Annotated in this window: 17 protein-coding genes; 10 read left to right on the forward strand and 7 right to left on the reverse strand. The window is 63.3% G+C overall.

The window, feature by feature from the left end; genetic code table 11:
• Positions 1-10 precede the first annotated feature (10 nt).
• Positions 11-415, forward strand: coding sequence for a GlcG/HbpS family heme-binding protein (locus ACZ881_RS11460; protein WP_476115382.1), 405 nt, complete (start codon positions 11-13; stop codon positions 413-415).
• A 52-nt stretch (positions 416-467) separates the two neighbouring features.
• Here ACZ881_RS11460 and ACZ881_RS11465 read toward each other — a convergent pair whose 3' ends face one another.
• On the reverse strand, positions 468-1508 hold the full coding sequence (locus ACZ881_RS11465) for an AAA family ATPase (RefSeq protein WP_476115386.1): 1041 nt from the start codon (positions 1506-1508) through the stop codon (positions 468-470).
• 113 nt (positions 1509-1621) lie between these two features.
• On the opposite strand from ACZ881_RS11465, the gene ACZ881_RS11470 reads away from it, so the two are divergent.
• The 3 genes from ACZ881_RS11470 to ACZ881_RS11480 are packed head-to-tail and all read left to right on the forward strand — an operon-like array spanning position 1622 to position 3654.
• Positions 1622-2314 (forward strand): histidine phosphatase family protein, encoded by a 693-nt coding sequence (locus tag ACZ881_RS11470; RefSeq protein WP_476115390.1) that lies wholly within the window; start codon positions 1622-1624, stop codon positions 2312-2314.
• A 24-nt stretch (positions 2315-2338) separates the two neighbouring features.
• On the forward strand, positions 2339-2887 hold the full coding sequence (locus tag ACZ881_RS11475) for a DUF3090 domain-containing protein (protein WP_474660461.1): 549 nt from the start codon (positions 2339-2341) through the stop codon (positions 2885-2887).
• Positions 2887-3654, forward strand: a complete 768-nt coding sequence (locus ACZ881_RS11480) for an SCO1664 family protein (RefSeq protein WP_476115392.1) — start codon at positions 2887-2889, stop codon at positions 3652-3654. Before ACZ881_RS11475 ends, ACZ881_RS11480 begins: the two co-directional genes overlap by 1 nt.
• A gap of 11 nt (positions 3655-3665) precedes the next feature.
• On the opposite strand, the gene ACZ881_RS11485 is transcribed toward ACZ881_RS11480, so the two are convergent.
• Positions 3666-4835 carry a fatty acid desaturase family protein gene (locus ACZ881_RS11485; protein ID WP_476115395.1) on the reverse strand — a complete coding sequence of 390 codons (1170 nt, stop codon included), beginning with the start codon at positions 4833-4835 and terminating at the stop codon, positions 3666-3668.
• A 13-nt stretch (positions 4836-4848) separates the two neighbouring features.
• Positions 4849-5949: a ferredoxin reductase gene (locus ACZ881_RS11490; RefSeq protein WP_476115398.1), complete on the reverse strand. Its 1101-nt coding sequence runs from the start codon at positions 5947-5949 to the stop codon at positions 4849-4851.
• Between the two features lie 358 nt (positions 5950-6307).
• On the opposite strand from ACZ881_RS11490, the gene ACZ881_RS11495 reads away from it, so the two are divergent.
• Positions 6308-7201, forward strand: a complete 894-nt coding sequence (locus ACZ881_RS11495; protein WP_476115401.1) for a diacylglycerol/lipid kinase family protein — start codon at positions 6308-6310, stop codon at positions 7199-7201.
• 112 nt (positions 7202-7313) lie between these two features.
• Positions 7314-8777: an MGDG synthase family glycosyltransferase gene (locus ACZ881_RS11500; RefSeq protein WP_476115403.1), complete on the forward strand. Its 1464-nt coding sequence runs from the start codon at positions 7314-7316 to the stop codon at positions 8775-8777.
• Between the two features lie 22 nt (positions 8778-8799).
• On the opposite strand, the gene ACZ881_RS11505 is transcribed toward ACZ881_RS11500, so the two are convergent.
• Positions 8800-11055, reverse strand: coding sequence for a beta-glucosidase (locus tag ACZ881_RS11505; RefSeq protein ID WP_476115405.1), 2256 nt, complete (start codon positions 11053-11055; stop codon positions 8800-8802).
• A gap of 808 nt (positions 11056-11863) precedes the next feature.
• Positions 11864-12724, reverse strand: a complete 861-nt coding sequence (locus tag ACZ881_RS11510; protein ID WP_476115408.1) for a GntR family transcriptional regulator — start codon at positions 12722-12724, stop codon at positions 11864-11866.
• 191 nt (positions 12725-12915) lie between these two features.
• Between ACZ881_RS11510 and ACZ881_RS11515 the strand changes: the two genes are divergently transcribed.
• From ACZ881_RS11515 to ACZ881_RS11530, 4 genes are read left to right on the forward strand one after another with little or no spacing between them, the layout of a single operon-like run.
• Positions 12916-13884, forward strand: a complete 969-nt coding sequence (locus ACZ881_RS11515; protein ID WP_286176212.1) for a 2-keto-3-deoxygluconate permease — start codon at positions 12916-12918, stop codon at positions 13882-13884.
• 38 nt (positions 13885-13922) lie between these two features.
• Positions 13923-15188, forward strand: coding sequence for a RuBisCO large subunit C-terminal-like domain-containing protein (locus ACZ881_RS11520; RefSeq protein ID WP_476115412.1), 1266 nt, complete (start codon positions 13923-13925; stop codon positions 15186-15188).
• Positions 15189-15190: 2 nt separating this feature from the next.
• A complete protein-coding gene (locus tag ACZ881_RS11525; protein ID WP_476115415.1) occupies positions 15191-16489 on the forward strand; it encodes a four-carbon acid sugar kinase family protein in 1299 nt (432 codons plus the stop codon).
• Positions 16490-16540: 51 nt separating this feature from the next.
• Positions 16541-17584, forward strand: a complete 1044-nt coding sequence (locus tag ACZ881_RS11530; RefSeq protein ID WP_476115417.1) for a zinc-dependent alcohol dehydrogenase — start codon at positions 16541-16543, stop codon at positions 17582-17584.
• A 356-nt stretch (positions 17585-17940) separates the two neighbouring features.
• Here the strand turns inward: ACZ881_RS11530 and ACZ881_RS11535 are convergent, their stop codons facing one another.
• Positions 17941-18783 (reverse strand): pyruvate, water dikinase regulatory protein, encoded by an 843-nt coding sequence (locus ACZ881_RS11535; RefSeq protein WP_476115420.1) that lies wholly within the window; start codon positions 18781-18783, stop codon positions 17941-17943.
• A complete protein-coding gene (gene ppsA / locus ACZ881_RS11540) occupies positions 18784-21183 on the reverse strand; it encodes a phosphoenolpyruvate synthase (protein ID WP_476115423.1) in 2400 nt (799 codons plus the stop codon). It lies immediately after the preceding gene.
• Between the last annotated feature and the right edge of the window lie 479 nt (positions 21184-21662).

Raw genomic sequence — 21662 nt, forward strand, 5'->3', positions numbered from 1 at the left:
GAGAGAAACTATGGCTGACATCACCCAAGCCCAGACAGAAGCAGTTCTAGCGGCAGCCGCCAAGGCTGCACTGGAACAAGGAACGGCAATGAATATCGCTGTCGTGGATGCAGGCGCCAACCTCAAGGGCTTTACCCGGATGGACGGTGCATGGTTGGGAAGCATCGACATAGCAATACGGAAGGCACGCACCGCCCGATACTTCGATATGCCAACAGGTTCGATCGGCGAACTCTCCCAGCCCGGGGGTTCCCTCTTCAACATCGAAGTATCCAACGGAGGACTCATTACGTTCCCCGGCGGCGTTCCCCTGTACAGCAAGGACGGCCATGTAGTTGGAGCTGTGGGCGTCAGCGGAAGCACGGTAGAAAATGACCATGCCGTTGCCTCCGCGGGGGCCGCGGTCGACTTTTAAAACCAGGGGGCGTCCGGGTTTCACGGGCGCCCCTGTCACCCCTTGGATCGGATCAGGCCAGCCAGCGCCACCAGCGTGAACGTTCCGGTTCCAGCGTCGATTCCAGCTCCGGCTCCGGTTCCTCGCCCAGGGCCAGGGCTGCCTCAACGACGTCGTCCGCCGTGAGCGTCATGACGGCATCGCGATCGAGCGCATCGAGACTGTGGTCCTCGTCGCGTGACAGACGCAGCGCCTGTCGGTTGAGCGCCTGCTCGAACAGCGTACGGGCGAACCGGGCGTTGCCCGAGTCCTCACCAGCGTGGAGCCCGGCGAGGATGCGACGCAACATCTGGTCCGCACCAGGCTCCAGTGTGTACTCGTGCTGGGCCAGCATCTGGTGAAAAATCGTCTGGAGTTCATCGACTGAGTAGTCGGGGAACGTAATCTCGCGGGCAAACCGAGAGCGCAGCCCGGGGTTGGAGAGCAAGAAGGACTCCATCAGCCGCGGGTACCCGGCCACGATCACCACCAAGCGGTGGCGATGGTCCTCCATCCTCTTAAGCAGGACCTCGATCGCCTCGGGACCGAAGTCCATTCGGCCATCCTCCGGTGCCAGCGCGTAGGCCTCGTCGATGAACAGGACACCGTCCAGCGCACGCCGGATCACCCGGTCCGTCTTGATGGCGGTCGCCCCGACATACTGCCCCACCAAGCCCGAACGGTCGACCTCCACCAAGTGGCCCTTCTGCAGGAGGCCCACCGCGCGGTACATCTCGGCCAGAAGCCTCGCCACGGTTGTCTTGCCTGTGCCCGGGTTTCCGAGGAACACCAGATGCTGTGATGTGGCCACCTCCGGGAGGCCGTGAGCTTTCCGGCGGGCCTGGACCTGGAGCAGGGCAACAAGGGCCCGCACCTGTTCCTTCACGGTCTCCAGCCCGACGAGCGCGTCAAGTTCCGCCTTTACTTCCGATAGCGGCCGGGCCGGCCCTGGCCTCGCGCCGATAAAATCGCCCATCAGGTCGTCGACGCGCTCGGAACCTGACAGCTTGAGCTGGTTGGCCAGATGGCCTACGGTTTCGCGCAGGTCATCGAGCGGATTGCGGCTTGCAGCCATACAACCACTGTAGTCCCCGATTTCCGACCACGTACAACGAGTTCGACGTGCCAGTTCGACGCCCGGCGCGGAACCGTTCACACCGCCGTCGTACGGGTGGTTAGGCTGGGTGGATGGCCACAGTTATTCTCGTGCGGCACGGCCGCACCACAGCAAATGCCACTGGACTGCTGGCCGGTCGGGCCGACGGTGTCAGCCTCGACCAGATCGGGCGCGAACAGGCTGGTCTGATGGCAGACCGGCTCGCAGCCGTGCCGTTAGTCGGGGTGGTGTCGAGCCCTCTTGAGCGTTGCCGACAGACAACCCAGTTCATCCTTGATCGTCAGGCTGGCGCGCCGTACGCACCCATCGATATGGATCTCACCGAATGCGACTACGGCCTGTGGCAGGGCCGTACGCTCACTGATCTTGCCTCCGAGGACTTGTGGCCGGCAGTGCAATCGCAACCGTCCGCCGTCGTGTTTCCCGGCGGTGAATCCATGGCAGCGATGCAGGCCAGGTCCGTGGCAGCGATCCGACGCCACGATGCAGCTTTCGAAGCCGAGCATGGGCCCGGGGCGGTGTGGGCGGCCGTCAGCCACGGTGACATCATCAAAGCCATCCTCGCCGACGCGCTGGGCATGCACCTTGACCTGTTCCAGCGTATTAACGTGGGCCCTGCATCCGTGTCGATCGTGCGCTACGGCCCCAGCCGGCCGAGCGTTTACGCGACCAACACCGATGCGGGTGACCTGTCATGGCTGTCGAACGGCATCCAATCGGGCGATGCGCCGGTCGGCGGCGGTGCAGGGCAGACCGCGCCATGAACCATATGTGCCTAAAATACTGACATGCCTACACGTGTTCACGAGTTTGCCTGGCCTGATCGGGTGGTAGTTGGCACCATTGGCCTCCCGGGGGCACGAACGTTCTACCTGCAGGTGCGCGCAGGTAAGCAGATCGTGAGTATTGCCTTGGAGAAGCAGCAGTCGGCCCTGCTCGCGGAGAAGATCGACGATATTCTCGACCAACTGATCACCGCCGAGGGCAACCCCTTCAGCGTTCCCACAGGTACTCCCATAGAGCTTGTCGACAACGACCCGCTGGAAGCCGTTCAGGAGCAATTTCGCGCCGGCGCCATGAGCCTGGGTTGGGATCCAACCACCGCCCAGGTTGTCATTGAGGCCTATCCCATCACCGATGTCGATGCGGATGACGACGACGAATCGCCCGATGAGGACGACGCCAACGAGATGCTGCTGGTGCGAATGCCGGTCGGCACCGCGCGAGCATTCGCCAAGCGCACCCGTGAGATCGTGGAGGCCGGGCGTCCGACGTGTTCGAGTTGCGGTTACCCCATGGACGCCGATGGGCACATCTGCACCCTTCCTGAGGTCTGATGCCGACGCCGGACCTGGTGACCGCCGAGCTGACCCTCACCGGGCGCATCACCACGGCTTCGAACGCTACATTCCTAGGCAGCATCAGCGACGTCGAAGTCGTCTATAAGCCGATAGCAGGCGAAAGTCCGCTGGGGGACTTTCCGCACGGCACCCTTGCCCACCGTGAGGTGGCCGCTTACTTGGTGTCGCAGGTCTCCGGCTGGGACATCGTTCCACGCACGTGGCTGCGCGATGGCCCCTTCGGTGACGGAATGGTGCAGCTCTGGCAGGATCAGGACCCGGCCCAACGCGCCGTGAACCTGCTTGCCACGGACCAAGTGCCCGCGACAGGCTGGAAACACGTTCTCGAAGGACAAGATGAGAACGGACGGATGGTCGCCCTGGTTCACGAAGATACGCCAGCACTCCGACGCATGGCAGTCTTCGACATGATCGTGAACAACGCTGACCGCAAAGGCGACCACATCCTCGCCATGACGGACGGGCACCGCCACGGTGTGGACCATGGGCTCACTTTTCACCAAGCCCACAAGCTGCGCACCGTGCTATGGGGATGGCTGGGAGAGCCGCTCACCGCCGAGGAACGCGACGGCATCGATCGCGTTGCCGACGGACTGCACGGCGGGCTCGGCCGGGACCTGGCCGGCCTGCTAAGCGCCGAAGAAATCGCATCACTGGCCACCCGCTGCGCCCGGTTGCGTTTGGCAGGGCGGTTCCCCGCTCCGAGCGGTGGGATGCCTGCGGTGCCTTGGCCGCTGTTTTAGGGGCACTAGGGCTAACGTCTTGCCTGCCTTGGGGGCAGGGCAAGCTTGAAGACTTTAGCCCACGCGGAGCCGACCTGCTTCGGCAACGGTCCGGTGGTGTACTTCAGGCCGTAACGTTCGCAGATATCGCGGACCTTGGGTGCGATCTCGGCGTAGCGGTTGGAGGGAAGGTCCGGGAAGAGGTGGTGTTCGATCTGGTGCGACAGGTTCCCTGTCATGAGGTGCATGAACCGCGGCCCCGAGATGTTGGCGGAGCCGATCATCTGACGCACATACCAGTCGCCGCGCGTCTCGCCTTCCACCATTTCCTCGGTGAACGTATCCGTTCCTTCGGGAAAGTGGCCGCAAAAGATGACCGCATGGGCCCAGACGTTGCGGATGGCATTGGCAGCGAGCGTGCCATAGAGGGCTTGCTTCCCTGAACCCGACAGCATGGCCAGAGCCGGGGTGGCTGCATAGTCCTTGGCGAACTGCTTAAGTGCCTTCCGCCCCAGCGCTTTGAGGTCCTTGTTCATGGCCTTCTTGGATTTCAGGCCTTCCTTGTACTCGGGGATCTCCAAGTCGTAGATGGCGATGCCCCATTCGAAAACGGGTGCAAGCAAGGCGTTGTAGAGAGGATTTCCCAGGTTGAAGGGCTTCCACTCCTGATCGGGGTCCATGCGCAAAAGGTTGTAACCGACGTCGCGGTCTTTGCCAACTACGTTGGTCCAGCGGTGATGGAGATCGTTGTGCGTATGCTGCCACGACCGCGACGGGGTAACGAAGTCCCACTCCCACGTGGTGGAGTGGATGTCGGGGTCGCGCATCCAGTCCCACTGGCCATGGAGGATGTTGTGGCCAAGTTCCATGTTTTCCAGGATTTTTGCCACGCTGAGGAGTGTTGTGCCGGTGAACCAGGCGGCCTTGTTCCTGCCTACAAGTAGCGCGGCACGACCGGAGATTTCCAACCCTCGCTGGATCTTGATCATGCGCCTGATGTAGGCGGCGTCGCTGGAGCCCCGCTTGGCAAGGATCTCGTCACGGATCGCATCGAGCTCACGGCCCAGCTGGGCCACTTGCTCGTCGCTCAGATGTGCGGCTGCCGGTGGCCGCACCGTGGGCCTGCCCCCATCGGCAAGCGCACCAGGACGTGTCTTGGGTTCGACGGCGGCGGCGGACCTTTTGGCTGAAACTACTGACATGCGGTTGTACTCCTCAGATTTCGAGGTTGACGGGCCCGGCGGCTGCCGAGACACAGGTTTGGATGAGTTCCCCGGGCGCCCCATGAATCTCGCCGGTGCGAAGGTCGCGGACCCTTCCGGCGAGCAAAGGAGTCAGACAGCTATGACAAATGCCCATGCGGCAGCCGCTGGGCATCAGCACCCCTGCGTCCTCGCCGACATCGAGGATGGGGACCCCGCCGTCGGCCATAACCTCGCGGTCGGAAGCTTCGAACGTGACCACGCCACCTTCGCTGTCTTCGCCTCCCAGGAGCTCGGTGCTGAATCGTTCGATAGTGAGCGAGCCGTGCCCTGTTCCACCATTGGTTTCCTCGCCTGATGTGGCCACAGCAGTCAACGCTGCGTGGTTCCACATAGCTTCGGCGTCATCCAGGAAAGACTCAGGGCCGCACGCATACGCTGCCCTGTCGCGCCAGTCCGGGCAGACCTCTTCCAGGACGGCCGTGGATGTGAAGTTCAAACGGCCACGGCCGTTGGTGTGCCACTGCACCAAACGGAAATTGGGAAATTGATCAGCAAGTTCAGCCAGTTCCTCGCGGAAGATACTGTCACCTTCGTCGCGGGAGGAATGGATCAGCACAACGTCTGCGTCGGGGCGGCTTGGGACAAGTGTCCGAATCATCGACATGACGGGTGTGATGCCGCTTCCCGCAGTGAGCATGAGGAGTGAACGGGGGTGCTCCGGGAGGACAAAGTCGCCCTGAGGCGGAGCCAGGAAAAGGACGTCACCAACCTTGGTCTTCCGGACCAAGGTCCCTGACACGGACCCGACGTCAGTGACGGTGATGGCCGGATCCTTGCCCGCCGGCGCACTCAATGAATAGGAACGCCATTGGCGGACCCCGTTGAGATCGACGCCGATCCTCGCCCACTGGCCCGCGAGGTGGGAGTGCCAGCCGCGGCCGGGACGGAAGAAAATAGTGGCCGACTGCGCAGTTTCCTGGACGACCCTGGTCACGATCCCGCGTAACTGCCGGGACGAATACACCGGATTGAACAGGGCCAGAACGTCTTCCGGCGCAAGCGGGGTGGTCAAAACCGCGGCGATGCGGGCCAGGGGCCGAAAGCTGACCATGGACTACTCCTCACAACGACAGAGAACCAAGACCCCGACCGAATCTGTCGGGACATCCAACTACCGAATATCATAAGCATGCTTACGATACCCTTCGCCCCCGAATTACTGTCAGACATAGGGAAAGCCCCCCGGAAGGGGCTTTCAACGGAAATGGGACGTGGTGCTTGGATTGGGTCAGCGGTGATGCGCTCCTCCTCTCCGGGCTTCTGTCGCCCATACCGGTTTAGTAGCAAGACAGTAATACGTCCACCGGATTCCATGCAAACCCGAACCAGTGGTCCAGAGACGCCTAAGCTGGATCTATTCGCACGGACGGGCGAGACCGGTGGTTGCAAGGGGCTTTGGGAGGGCAGACGTGGGGAGTGACGCTCTTGCGCCACATTTCGACAGGGTGGTCCTGATCTTCAATCCGGACCGAGCCGGCATGGGAACGCGGATCGCCTCCCTTGAGCAGGAACTGCTCGCCGCGCTGCCCGATTTGACGGTTGAGACGCTGCCGACGGCGTTCGCGGGGCACGCCCGCGATCTTGCCCGTTCAGCGGCCACGACCGGATCTCCGCTCCTCATTTCGATCAGCGGGGACGGAGGGTACAACGAGGTCGTCAACGGGGTGATGGACGCTTCTTCAACGCGTGCGGTGTGCACCGTGCTCCCGGCGGGTAACGCCAACGACCACTTCAGGAGCATGCCGTTAAGGCAGCTGACGGAGGCGATCCGTGAAGGTTCTGTCCGTCGAATGGATCTGCTGCGCGTCACACTAACGGGAGAAAGAGGACAGCGGGTCCAGTATGCCCACTCGTACATAGGGTTTGGGCTGACCCCCTTAATGGCAATCGGCATCGAAAAGGGCGGGAAAGGCAAAATACTTGAGCTTCTCTCCGTGACCAGAACGCTCTCCAGCCTGAAGCCGTTTGAGCTCGAGCGCGCAGACGGTGCAACCGCACAGTTCGACAGCCTGGTCTTGGCAAACATCTCACGCATGGCCAAGTACGGAACCGTGAGCGAGAAGAACAACCCCAATGACGGTCAATTCGAAGTTGTGACCCTGCCCCACTCCGGACGCTGGAGGATAGCCTTGATGACCCTGCGCGCGGTCACCTTGGGGCTCGGACGCCAGCCCAGTGTGAGCAGTTATGCCTTCACCACGCGGAACCCCATTCCTTGTCAGATTGATGGGGAAGTAGTTCATGTGCCAGCCAACACCCACGTCTTGGTCGAAAGCGCCAAACACGCCCTGACAACCATCTGACGCTACTGGCGGCACCACTGCCTGATCCCGGAAGAAAAGCTGCTGGGCTCCGCGGCCCAGAAGTCCACAGCTACTCCCGCCCCAAGGAGATGCAGCCTGCTAGCCTCTCCTCATGCGCACAACGTCGGCACGGGGCTCAGGCACGGCCAGAGGGGAGCGCGTACTAATCTTGTCAGCAGGCGTTGGATCGGGGCATAACAGCGCCGCGGCGGCGGTGCAGCAAGCATGTGCCGCACGCGCTGACGTCGCCGAGGTGCAGGTGCTGGACGTGCTGCAGGTGAGCAGCGTGCTCTACCGCGCACTGCTGGGAAAGGGCTATTTCGTCCTGGTGGAGGACCTGCCTTGGCTGGTCGAGTGGGGCTATGACATCAGCAACCCGCCATTCCGGCGGCGTGGCCCGATCGACCCTTGGACGCGGGTGAACGCCAGCCCGGTCGTCAGTGCCATCAAGCGCTTCCGACCGACCGCAATTGTGTGCACGCACTTCCTCCCTGCCCAGTTGTTGGCCTCGCTGCTTCTTCGCGGCGTGGTCGACGCGAAGACAGCTGTGGTGACCACCGACTACGACTTCCAAGGCTTGTCGCTCTCGGGCGCGTTCCATAAGATCTTCGTGGCCAGGGAGGAAGGAAAGGTGGAGCTGATGGCGCTCGGCCTTCCTGCCGACCGTATCGCTGCCACGGGAATCCCGATTAACAAACAGCTCAGTCCAGCGCCCGTGCGCGATGCCAACAAGCCGCCCATGCTGCTCATCTCGGCGGGCGCCACCGGTGGCGACTACGCTGTCGCGGTGGTGCGGCAGACGATGCATATGCGCTCGGCGTTCACGGCCACAGTCGTGTGCGGACACAACGTTGCGTTGCGGCAGCGCATTGAGGCACTCGTGGCGCCGGCTGGCGACCGCTACAGCGTTCTTGGCTTCACGACCGAAATGCCGCAGCTACTGCAGCGCGCCGACTTGTTCGTGGGCAAGCCCGGCGGGCTCTCGGCGTCGGAGTGCATGGCTGCGGGGCTCCCCATGGTTCTTGTGAATCCGATCCCTGGTCAGGAAGTGCGCAACGGGGATTACCTCATGGAGCAGGGCGCGGCCGTCCGCTGCAACGCCGCCGCAACAATCGGCTGGAAGATCGATGAGGTACTGCGCGAGCCCGGCCGCCTACAGATGATGCAGGCGGCGGCGCAGAGGACAGGCCGCCCTGACGCCGCGGCCGACGTTCTAAACGACCTGCTGGGCGGGCCATCCCGTCCATTGGTCGTGACGCGGGCGGCGCAAAGGACTATTCTTGCCGCCAGCGAGCAGCGCTTCGTCGCGACCGACCTCACGGGGCCATCCTCTTTGGTCCGCCTGGTCGACCAGGCTTCAGGCTGCACGGTTGCACTGCTGCAAGAGGAGGAATTGGCGGACCTGCAGAAGCGGTACGCTACGTCGGACGGAGACTTGGTGCTGCGGCCAGGCCAAGCGACCCTGCTGCTCCATTGGGAGGAGCGTCGGTTGCTCCGCGCTATGCTTCGGGGCGACGACGCGCTGCCTGTCCGTGTCGAAGGGCCGTTGGCACCATTCCGCGACCTTCACGGGTAACTGGCCGGGCCCTCTTTCGGCATCAGGCCTGCTGGCCGTCCGAGGTACCTGCCTCGTCAATCAGACCCTCTGTGCGTCGCAAGTGGACCGCGTTCTCCCAGCTGACCGGACTGTGTTGGCTGGCGAGCAGCGCCCACTCCCCCGCACGGGAAGACCAGCACCGTGTCGTCGGATCGCGCTGCAGGGTGGGAGCCGCATCTAAACCTATCCGCACGGAGGTCTCCGCACCGGGCTGAAGGGTCACCTTCCGAAAGCCCAGAAGCTGAGCCACAGGTCTGCGGAGCGATGCATCTGCCGCGTAGATCTGAACAACGGTGGAACCTTTGCGGTCGCCCGTGTTCGTTACGAGCACGTCCGCATGGCCACCTGTGTTGTCGAACGAATGGTGGAGAAGCCGATGCTCGATCGTGGTGTAGCCCAGACCGAACCCGAACGGGAACGCGGGCGTATGCCCCTTGCCGTCGAGCCGGCGCTGACCCCATTGGTCGTCATAGACAACGGACTTTGCCGCGGAGTCGAAAAACGGTAAGTGCGCGACGTCCGTTGGCAGCACAAAGGGCAAACGTCCGCCGGGCTCCTCGCTGCCGGTCAGCACGCTCGCCAGCGCGCGGCCGCCTTCCATACCCCCGTACCAAGCGAGGAGGAGAGCTGGCACGCGGTCTCGCCACGTTTCCGTGAGGATTGCACTGCCGCTGATTAGTACGACGACGGTCCGGGGGTTCGCGGCGACGACCGCGTGAATGAGCCGCTCGTCCGAGGGGCGCAAGTTAAGCGAGCTGCGGTCGCCGCCTCGGACGAAGCGGGAGGCCAGGTGTGCAAGACCGATGAGAACCCGACGGAGAGGGCCTGAGCGGAACTCCCGTCCGAGCACGCCCACGTCTACACCGCCGGTGACGACGGACTCGCCCTCGTCGTGCTGGTCCAGGCCGACGACGACGATCGCCGTCTCCGCCGCGGCAGCCAACGAGGCCGCACGGCGTTCGTTCCGACCGTTCGTGGTCGTGATCCTGACGTCCGGAAGCGCCTCACGCAGGCCCTGCAGCGGCGAGACAGTGGAAGGGGGCCTTACACGGGAGGAGCCATGATCGCCGAGGTTCGCTCGTGCCGCTAGTCGTCCGATCACGGCGAGATGCCGGGTATCGGGAGCCAACGGCAGCAGCGGCGCCGCGCCGACGGCTTCGTTCTTCAGCAGGACAATCGACTCCGCCGCGACCTCGTGGGCAAGCGCCCGGTGGGCCGGAGAGGCGATGACGCCGCGGGTAGGGGCCGCTGATTCCCGGGTCGCGGCATGCTGCACGCACGTGCGCAGAATACGGCGTGCGGACTGCAGCACTGTGGCGCGGGCCAAGTCACCGTTGCGCAGCGCGACTGGCAGTTCGCGGGCGCGCAGCAGCCGGAGCGGCATCTCCACGTCCATTCCAGCCTCCAGGCTGATTAACGCATCGTGGGTGCCGAACACCCAGTCGCTCGTCACGAACCCGGAGAATCCCCACTCGTGCCTCAAAACGTCCGTGAGCAGGGCGCGGTTGACGTCCATGTACTCGCCTCGCACACGGTTGTAAGAACTCATGACGGAGTCCGCGCCGGCGTCAACGACCGCCTTGAAGTGCGGCAGATACACCTCGTGCAAGGAGTGTTCGTCCACCGCCACGTCCACCTCAAAGCGCTCGTTCTCCATCGAGTTGAGCGCGAAGTGCTTCACGCAGGCCATCACGTGCGTGCGAACGCCCCGGGTGAGGGCCGATCCCATCCGGCCGGTGAGCACCGGATCTTCCCCGTAGCACTCCTGCGCCCGACCCCACCCAGGGTGGCGGAGGAGATTCACGCAGACAGACGCGGAGTAATTTGCTCCCCGCGCCCTGGTTTCCGCACCGATAGCGATTCCAACGCGTTCCTCCAGCGACGGATCCCAGGTCGCTGCCCTCGCAATCGTCACCGGGAAAGCCGTGGAGGCGCCGATTACAACACCGCGGCCACCGTCGCTGAACCTAATACCCGGTATACCGAGCCGCGCGACCGCCCCGGCCACGAACGGTCGTCTGTCGAGCAGAGCGGGAATGAACGGGAGCACCCACCTGGACGAGTCGCCGTCGAGCAGGCCGAGAATCTCCCCATCCGTCATCCGGTCTATCAGCTGGTTCGCCGCTTCGTCCGCGCTGATTTCACCCGTCCGGACTGCCCGGACTGCCTCGCCATACGCACCGCTTTCCATAGTCATCGTCTCTGACGAAGCCTGCTCCCGCGTTAGCGCTGCCCGACGTCCCCCGGTCATGTTCATGTACTAAAGTCTGCACCCTATGCGCGTGCTCCCGCGGAATCGGGGGAATTGCCGTAAAACGTGCAGCGCGCCGCAAGTGGGCGCAGAGCGGCAATATCAGGTTGCACGGTGGCGCATGAGTCGCTTCGGGCTTGGGCACAACTCATGATCAAGCCTGTCATTTAGACCCTGAGCCCGCTCGCCCATAACTGAACAGGCCAACCGGCGGCTAGGCACAAGCCGGCACCTTAAGGCAGAAACCTCCTCTAACGAGGGGGTATGCCGTGCCCGAGGCAGGACGGGAACAGGATCCCAAGCCTAGGCCGCTTGCCCTTCGTGCAGAGTGTACAACCCGCACGCGATTTCCGCAGGGACGCTTCACCCCTGGATGGCGGCGGTCACCTTGCTTGACTCAGCAGGACTCTCGCCGTTTGTCGGATAGACCGTCGCGACGCCCTCTGAACCGGGCATCAATCGGCTCTTGCTGGATATGAGAGACCATGAGGTCAGTGACTTCAGCCGCACTTGGTTCGCTTGGGGCATTCGGTGGATTTACGTTCACCGTGGTTGGCGGCGGCGTTGTCAGCGACGGCACACATCGGCCCCAGCCGAATCCCTTGAGGTGAGTATCCCGTTTCCCTGCCAGCGCGTGCTCACTGGTGGACGAGCTCTGGACAGCAATGCTTGAACGCAACGACTTCCCCACCGATGAGGACTCCGCCGGGAGGGCGAGGCTCCAAAGCACACCAGTACATGCAATTCGCTCTCGACACAGAGCCCAGCCACGGCTTCGCCACATCTGGGCGATGCGGCGTACGCCGGCGCTTCCTTAGCGGGCACCTCGTTCAATCTCTGCCAGTTCGGATTCAAGTTGCCGGGTCAGGCTCCGCAGGCGGCTGATGTGATCCTGCGACACGCGTCCTGGCTGTGAGGTTACCTGTGCGTCGACGTCGAAGACGGTGTTGGGGCTGTGCCAGACGTTGAACCATTCGAGGCCATGACCGAGCGCGTCACTGGTTACCCCCTGCAGCAGGAGCAGGGGTTCGCGGGCATTGGATTCGAGCTTTTGCGCAAGGTCGGCATCTGCCGCGACTGCCTGAACCTGCCGAGGTCCGCCTGCCGGGTGATAGCCGTGCTCCCGCATGAGGCCAAGAAGTGATGCGTTTTCCAGCAACTCCTTGGTGAAGTGCGGAAAGAGGTCGCGGGGAACCCAGGTGCGCATGAACGCCACCGGGGTCTCTTCCAGGTAGCGGATGCGTTCGATTTTCCAAGTGTTGGTGGTGTTTAGAGCCTCTACCGCCGACTCAGGCGGTGTGGTGTGTTCCACGGAGATGACGTGGGTTCGCAAGCGCTGCCCGTGTGCCGCTGCTTGTTCGTCAAGTCCTCCGGCCTGCTGCAGATGCCTTCGGAGGACCGGAGCGGCGGCCACCACGCTGCCCCGGCCGCGTTGGCGGCGGATCAGTCCGAGGTCTGAAAGTCCGGACAACGCCTGGCGCACAACGCTGCGTGAGACGCCGAACTGTTTCTGGAGTTCCTCCTCAGTGGGAAGCGGAGAACCGGGCAGCAGAGGCCTGTCCAGGATCTGCCGGTGAAGAATGTCCCGGATCTGCGCATGAAGGGGCGGCCCTTCCGCACGGTTCAGGCCGTTGGACCGTTCCCGGGGCTCTCCCCCGGTGGGTTGCACACTCACACTGACTCCTTTGGCGTTCGAGCACATCATAGCCCGCCCAGGCCTCGTCTCACCCTTGACGGGTGATCCAGCGCACATGTAATGTACGTACTAATTGTACGGACTTGATCCGTCGGCTGAAACATACAATGGCGTAGAAAGGTCGAGTAATGACGCAAATGCATTTGAGGTCCGGGCGTTCTCGGTTACCAATGTTTGCCTTCCTCCAGAAGGTGCCCGCCGGCATGATGCTGATCCCGCTCATGCTGGGCGTACTGATGAACACTTTTGCGCCCGAAGCCCTGAAAATTGGCGGTTTCACCACGGCGCTCTTCAAGGACGGGGCCCTGACGCTGATCGCGGTGCTGATCCTGGCCACCGGAGCCCAAATCACCGGAAGCCACAGCGGCAAGGCCGCCGCATCCACCACCACGGTTGTCTTGGTCTGCAAGACCTTGATCCCGGCCACCATTGCCGTGATCCTGGGCCTGGTAGTCGGCATCGATGGCATTGCAGGGGTATCGATCCTGGCCATGCTGGCGATCTTTGGTAACAGCAATGGCGCCTTGTGGCTGGCCTTCGCCGGCCAGTACGGCGACGAAAGGGACACCGGCGCGTACGTGGCCAGCGCCTTTGACGATGGGCCGTTCTTGGCCCTGATCTTCCTGGGCGCATCAGGGCTGGGCGATATTCCCGTGCTCGCCTTCGCCGCGGCACTGATCCCGTTCATCATCGGCCTGTTCATCGGCGCCGTTGACCGGGAGTGGACGAAGGCCCTGGACCATGTTCCGAACATCGTGATCCCCTTCATGTCCTTCGCTGTTGGCACGGGCATCAACCTGAAAACCGTGCTCACCGGCGGATTCGCCGGGATCTTCCTCGGCCTGATCGTCGTGGTTTTCACCGGCGGCCTGACGTATCTCGGGTATCGGTTCATCCTCCGGCGCGGTTCCAAGAGCGGTATCGGATTCGCGGCCGGCACCACGGCCGGCAACGCAGTCGCCGTTCCTGCGGTAGTCGCCGTCGCAGACCCCAGGTTCGAACCCTTCGTTGCTTCCGCGTCAGCCCAGGCCGCCACGGCCGTTCTGGTGACAGCTCTGCTGGCCCCGATCGTCGCCTCCTGGGCCTTGAAGCGGGCCGGTGGTCTCCAGCCCGCCGATCCGGTCCCAGCAGCCGTCTAAACCATTTCCTGTACATCCCCTTCACGGACGGAGAAACCATGCGCGATCCGCGCTCGGTGCGATGCACCTACTACCTGGAGTCGGAAATCGACCCTGCAAGAGCCGCAGCCATCATGGCGGGCGAACAATCCAGCGGCACGTTCATGCCGGTGCCCGGCGAGTCAGCCCGAATCCGTGAGCGGCACGCCGCCCGCATCTCAGAGGTCCAAGAGCTCGGCTTCTGCCGCCCCTCACTGCCGTCACGGTCCACCCCGGAGAAGGTCCGCGCAGCCCTCGTCACGGTCGAGTTCCCTATGGAAAATATCGGCACCGACCTGGCCACCCTCCAGACCGCAATCGCCGGCAACCTCTTCGAACTGGGCGATCTCTACGCTTGCAGGCTGCAGGACATCGCCCTCCCCGAGGACTTTGTTGCCGCCCATCCCGGCCCGGCTTTCGGCATCGAGGGGACGCGCAAACTCATCAGCGACGTCCAAGGCGTCATGGTGGGAACCATCGTCAAACCCAACGTCGGGCTTTCGGAAGAGGAATTCCGGCTCGTGGTGCGGGACTTGGCCATGGCATCCATCGACCTGATCAAAGACGACGAGTTGATGACCGACCCCGCGTACCTTTCCTTGGAACGCCGTGTTGCTGTCGCCACCGAAGAAATCCGTGCCGCAGAGCAGGTCACCGGCCACTCCACCATGTATGCCTTCAACATCACCGGGGACCTCGCCGGCCTCAAAAGACGCCATGACCTGGTGGTCGAAGCCGGCGGCCGGTGCGTGATGCTGAACATCCCGGTCATGGGCCTTCCCTCATTGGCCCTGCTGCGCAGCTTCGCCGAAGTTCCCATCCACGGCCACCGCGCCGGCCTCGCTGCGTCGATGCGGTCCAAGGGCCTCGGCATGGATTACCGGGTGTGGCAGCAGATGGCACGCCTCGCCGGCGCGGACCACCTCCACGCCAGCGGACTCGGAAGCAAGTTCTACGAACTGGACGAAGAAGTCGCCGCGAACATCCGCAGCCTGCTCCAACCCTTGGGACAGACCGTCGCACCTCTGCCCGTCCTGTCCTCGGGCCAAAACGTCACCACCCCAGGGCCCACTTTCGAGGCCGTAGGCTCCACGGACCTCATGATGCTCGCCGGCGGCGGCGTCGCCGCCCATCCGGATGGTCCCGGGGCCGGGGTGCGCAGCCTGCGCCAAGCCTGGGAAGCTGCTGTAGCCGGCGTACCTTTGCAGGAAGCGGCACGCAAACGCTCCCACATCGGGGACGACGCCCTCCTGCACGCAGTCCAAACCTTCGGGAAAGGTGCCTGAAGATGCCCGCCTTCGGTTTCGTCGCCGACGACCTCACGGGAGCCGCCGATGTCCTGGCCCAGTCCCACCGCTACAGGCTGGAAGCCGTCCTCGTCATAGGTGACTCACCGCTGCCCACCAATGCGGACGTCGTCGGAATCGCAGGGCCCGCCAGGTCCTTGGCCGGAGATGCGTTCGACGCCTTGGTAGCCCGTGACCTTGCCGCCATTGCACAACAAAACCTGGAAGTGCTGCTGTACAAGGTCTGCTCCACTTTCGACAGCTCCCCCACCGTTGGCAGCATCGGCCGCGGAATTCAATTGCTGCATCAGCAGTTCCCCCTCCACGGCCCAATCCCCGTAGTGCCGGCCCAGCCCGGGTTCGGTCGCTTCACGGCCTTCAGCAACCACTACGCGAGCTACGCCGGCAAGACCTACCGGCTGGACCGCCACCCCGTCATGTCCCGGCACCCCTCCACCCCCATGGCCGAAGCCGACCTGCGCCAAGTGCTCGCCGAACAGCTAGGCAGTTCTCCGGAACCGGACGCTATCCACCTACCCTCCTATGACGACGGGACTTTCAAGGACGCCTGGGCAGACCGACGCCGAGACCACGACGCGCAGGCCTTCGTGGTTGACGCCGTGGACGAACAACACATGGATACCGTCGCCGAAGCCCTCACCCAGGAGGGCCATGGCCACGGGCCCTCGATTGTTGTTGGCTCCGGCGGAATCATGGCCGCCCTGGCGCGGTCTGTTTCGGACCAGGCTCCCCGCGCGCCTCGACCGCAGCAGCCAACAGGACCCGTGCTGGCCATCAGTGCCTCGGCCTCCAGCACCACAGCAGAACAAATCAACGACGCCGTCTCCCACGGTTGGGAGGACGCGCCTGTTTCCGCGGAGCTACTACAGGGTCACGACGCCGGAGCCCTGGCCGCGCTGGACCGGCACGTTTCAGAGGCCCTTCAGTTGGGCCGCAACGTCGTCGTCCACACCACCAGGGGTGCCGAAGACCCCCGGTATGGAGCAGCCAAACCGGCCGACCCCGGATACGTCGGCGCACTGATCGGTGGTATCGCCGCCCGGATGGCCACAGCCGGCCTCACCCACGACATCGCCGTTTGTGGCGGAGACACCTCCAGCCACGCACTCATCGCCATGGGCGTAAGCCAGCTACGCGTCGTGGACCAGTTCGTCACAGCCGGACCCATCCTGCAGGCCGACGATGGCTCCGCAGTCGGTGGGTGCAGGCTCCTGCTCAAAGGTGGTCAGGTGGGCCCCACAGACATCCTGCGCCGATTCGCCGGGCAACTCCCCCACTGATTTGTCTCCCCCCAAAAAACTCATCACCAGAACCAACGAAAGGCGGCCCCCATGCGGGCAGTAGTCAAAAACGCAGCCGAACGAGGCGTCTCATACGTCACCGACGCCGGCGACCCCAAAGCAACAGAGGGCTCCGTCGTCATCGAAGTCGGCGCAGCCTCCCTCTGCGGCACCGACCGCGAACTCTACGAATGGACCCCCTCCGCCCAGGCCTTCAACCTCAACCTTCCGGTCGTCCTCGGCCACGAAGGCGCGGGCACCGTCGTCGAAATCGGCCCTGGCGTCACCGGCCTCAAAGTCGGCGACCAGGTTGCCCTCGAAAGCCACCTGACCTGCGGCCAGTGTTTCCCCTGCCGCACAGGAGACGCGCACACCTGCGAACGCACAGGCATTCTTGGCATGCACATCGACGGCGTGTTCGCCCAATACGCCGCCGTGCCGCAGGACATCTGCGTCAAACTCCCCACCGGCCTGTCCTTGGAATCCGGCGCCCTCCTTGAAGCTGCCGGCGTGGCAGTCCACGCGATCCAACGCGCCAACTACTCCGTGGCAGGCCGGGCAGTGCTCGTCAGCGGAGCAGGACCTGTGGGCCTCGTGGTGGTAAACCTTGCTCTACTCATGGGCGCCTCCCACGTGATCGCCGTCGACCCCAATCCCTACCGCCGGGCACAGGCCGAAAAACTCGGCGCAACCGCACTGCACCCCAACGACGGAATCGTGGAACGCTGCCGCGAGCTGACCGGGCGCCGCGGCGGATTCGACGTCGCCTTTGAATGTTCCGGAGCACCAGGGACACTGGCAACCCTCTTCGAAGCCGTCCGCCGCGAAGCCACTGTGATCACCGTAGGACACCCCAGCCGCCCCGCGGAAGTTGACATTGCGGCGTACATCAACAAGAAGGGCATCACACTGCGCGGCATCTTCGGCCGCCGGCTCTGGGAAACCTGGGAGCAGAGCCTGCTGCTACTGGACTCCGGAAAACTGGACCTCGACTGGCTCATCACCCACCGCATGAAACTCAGCCAAATCGACGAAGCCGTAGAACTCCTCACCGGAGACGCCTGCAAAGTCCTGCTCATCCCGGATCTCGGCTGACGGGGTGTGCACACATTGTGCTCACCCCGCTGTTCTTTCACATACTGTCAATAGCTTCTTACCAAGGAAGGGCTCGATAACACCCGCAAACTGAGCGGTGCCCATTTGGACAACTGGCCGAGACCCGTAGTTGCTGCAGTCTCATGTCGGAGTGGGCCGTGAGGGTGGACAATGTACGCAGCCTCGACCAAGAAGAGGTGCGGGGCAACCACAACCTACCGGTCGAGCCACGTGAGGAACTCATAACCCCCGTCAGGAGCCAGCGAAGGCACCTGACCAAGCAGAATGTACACCTGTGACGAGGGGGTTTGACGTGCCGAAGGTGGGACTCCAACCGGATCCGGGTCCGTCACCGCTCAGTGGTGCAGGCGCATGCGTTGGAGGACAGTGGCGGATATTTCTTCCACGGACATTGACGCGGAGTTGACGTAAGGGATGTCGTTGGCCCGGTACATGTCCTCGGCGTTGCGCAGCTCAAAAGCGCACTGATTCAGTGAGGCGTAGTTGCTGCCCGGGCGGCGTTCCTGCCGGATCTGGCTGAGGCGGACGGGCTGGGAGGTCAGCCCAAAACATTTGCTTGCGAAGGGCAGCAAGGGTTTCGGAAGGGTCATCGTGTCGAAGTCTTCCTCCACCAGGGGGAAGTTCGCGGCGAGGATGCCGTGCTGCAGCGCCAGGTACATGGTGGTGGGAGTTTTCCCGCACCGCGACGGGGCGATGAGTATCAGCTCGGCGCGTTCGAGCGCCCGAAGCGACTGACCGTCGTCGTGCTCTATCGCGTATTCGACGGCGGCCATGCGGGATTGGTAGCGGACGGCGTCACCCACGCCGTGGGCCTGGCCGGGCTTGCCGTTGGCCTGCGCACCAAGGGTTTGTTCGAGTTGTCCGATATGCGTGCCGAACAAGTCGAAGAACTGCCCGCGGCTCCGGGAAAGGATGGCACGGATGTCCTGCCCCACAGCAGTGGAAAAGACGATCGGCAGGGATCCGGCCTCCGCGACCCGGTCGATCAGTGCCACCACCTCACGCGCTTGCACGACGGTGGTGATGAACGGGATGGTCCGCCGTTCCAGCCGCTGGCCCGGGAACTGGGTCAAGAGCGTGTTGCCGAGCGTTTCGGCGGTGATCCCGGTGCTGTCGGAAAGGAAGAACACCGTGGGGGCAGGCACGGAGCCCGCCCCCGCGGTGGTGTGGTCTGCCATTTAGACCGTGGTACTGGTGGTACGGGCCAGGCGCAGCCAGGTCTCGGTCACGGCATCGGGGTTCAGCGAAATCGAACTGATGCCCTGTCCGAGCAGCCACTCGGCAAAGTCCGGGTGGTCGCTGGGGCCTTGGCCGCAGATCCCCACATAGCGGCCCTTGGTGCGGCACGCCGTGATCGCCATTTCCAGCAGTTTGGTCACAGCCGGATTCCGCTCATCGAAGCCTTCAGCAACCAAGGCAGAGTCACGATCCAGTCCCAGGGTGAGCTGGGTGAGGTCGTTGGAGCCGATGGAGAAACCATCGAAGTGCTCCAGGAACTCATCGGCCAGGAGTGCGTTGGCCGGAAGTTCGCACATCATCACGATCTCCAGCCCGTCCTCGCCCCGGCGGAGTCCATTGGCTGCGAGGAGTTCGGTCACACCGCGGGCCTCGTCCAGGGTCCGTACGAACGGGACCATGAGCTTGATGTTGGTCAGGCCCATCTCGTTGCGGACGTACTTCAGAGCTTCGCATTCGAGTTCGAACGCCTGGCGGAAGGACGCCGACAGGTACCGGGACGCGCCACGGTACCCGATCATCGGGTTCTCCTCCTCCGGTTCAAAAGCCGGACCACCGATGAGGTTGGCGTACTCGTTGGACTTGAAGTCCGAGAGCCGGATGATGACCGGTTCCGGCGCGAACGCCGCCGCGATGGTGGCGATGCCTTCGGCCAGGCGGCGGACATAGTAATCGCGGGGACCGTCGTAAGCGGCGGTCTTTTCCTGGATTAGCCGGACGGTGTAGTCATCCAAGGCAGCCGGGCGCTCGATTTCACCTGCCACCGCCAACAAGGCGTTGGGGTGGACGCCGATCTGCCGGTTGATGATGAACTCCAGGCGGGCCAGGCCCACGCCGTGATGGGGGAGTTGGGAGAAACTGAACGCCTGTTCCGGGGTACCCACATTCATCATGATCTTCACCGGAGCTTCCGGCATGGTCTCCACGCTGGTCTCGTGCAACGAGTACTCCAGCAAACCCTCATAGACCAGCCCGGCCTCCCCCTCAGCGCAGGACACCGTGACCGGGGCCCCGTCTTTGAGGATCTGGGACGCATACCCTGTACCGACGACGGCGGGGATTCCCAGTTCCCGGGCAATAATGGCGGCGTGGCAGGTCCGTCCGCCACGGTCAGTGACAATAGCGGCGGCCTTCTTCATGATCGGTTCCCAGTCCGGATCCGTCATGTTCGCCACCAGGACATCGCCCTCCTGGAAGGAGGCCATTTGATCGATCGAGGACAGCACCCGAACCTGCCCGGCACCGATCCGCTGACCGATCGCCCGGCCTTCCACCAAGACAGTGGAACGTTCCGTGAGCGTGTACCGGGACGTGGTACCAGCGGCCTTCCGGGACTCGACGGTTTCCGGACGAGCCTGCAGAATGTAGAGCTCACCATCCACGCCATCCTTACCCCACTCGATATCCATCGGACGGCCATAATGTGCCTCGATGGCTATCGCGTGCCGGGCCAGCTCCTGGACCTCTGCATCGGTCAGGCTGAAACGGCTCCGCAGATCCTGTGCCACCGGAACGAAATCAACGGTCCGGCCCACTTCGTCCGAATCCGTGTAGACCATTTGCACGGCCTTCTCCCCCAGACCGCGCTTCAGCACGGCCGGCCGCCCGGCTGCCAGGGCCGGCTTGTAGACGTAGAACTCATCAGGGTTCACAGCACCCTGGACCACGGCCTCCCCCAGCCCATACGAGGACGTAATGAACACAGCGTCCGTGAAGCCCGTTTCGGTGTCCATGGTGAACATCACGCCAGAGGCGCCGACGTCGGAACGCACCATCCGCTGAATACCAGCCGAAAGCGCCACCTCAGAATGGGTGAAGCCGTGATGCACGCGGTAAGCAATGGCCCGATCGTTGTACAGGGAAGCGAAGACATCCTTGATGGCCAGCAGGATGTTCCCGATGCCACGGATGTTCAGGAACGTCTCCTGCTGCCCGGCGAACGAGGCATCAGGGAGGTCCTCTGCCGTGGCACTGGAACGCACTGCCCAGGACACATCCCCACCATGCTCCTGGGTCAGGCGTTCATAAGCGCTCCGGATGTCTTCTTCGAATCCGGCAGGGAACGGTGTTTCACGAATCAAAGTGCGAATTTCCTGGCCGACCTTGGCCAAAGCAGTGACGTCGCTGCTGTCCAGGCCTTCCAGGACACCTTCGATCCGGGCATCCAACCCGGACTCCGCCAAAAAACGCCGGTAAGCGTCCGCCGTCGTCGCGAATCCGCCCGGAACTTTAACTCCGGCAGAGGCGAGATTCCGGACCATTTCGCCCAGCGATGCATTTTTGCCGCCAACCTGGTCAAGGTCGGACAAGCCAAGCTCAGAAAACCAAAGAACGTTAGTCATAAATTGTGTCCTCCATTGGGCACGCTCTGACAAGCGCTAAAAAACTAGGTCATGCAAGGATCAAGGCACCAGCTCATTGGAAGCAAATAGATGTGACCCGTGCAACATACGCACGAAGTAACGAAAGGTCATCAAACTCGCGGGTAGCGGATCGAACTTAAAGCACGAAGCTCTCATGCTCAGAGACAGGAAGGTCACAAGGTTAACCTCGGACGACCAACGTGCTCGCGTCCACACGCCACCAGCCTGACCGGACGTCTGGCGGAGATCGACTTCCTTGTAACACTGGGGCGGAGCCGGGCTTTCAAGCGGGTTGGGATGCTCTTATACGCAAGCCTGACGCTTAAAGCTGGGCCGGGTACTCCCCCTTCCTATGTGCCCTTGTCAGGCTGTGCGCGGGGCGGCACAGATGATTCGATGGTGTCCATCATCCGGAGAGTTGGCGAGCAACTCCCTCAAGTCCGCCGCCTCCCAAAAGC

The sequence above is a fragment of the Paenarthrobacter sp. TE3676 genome (genome assembly GCF_056279165.1).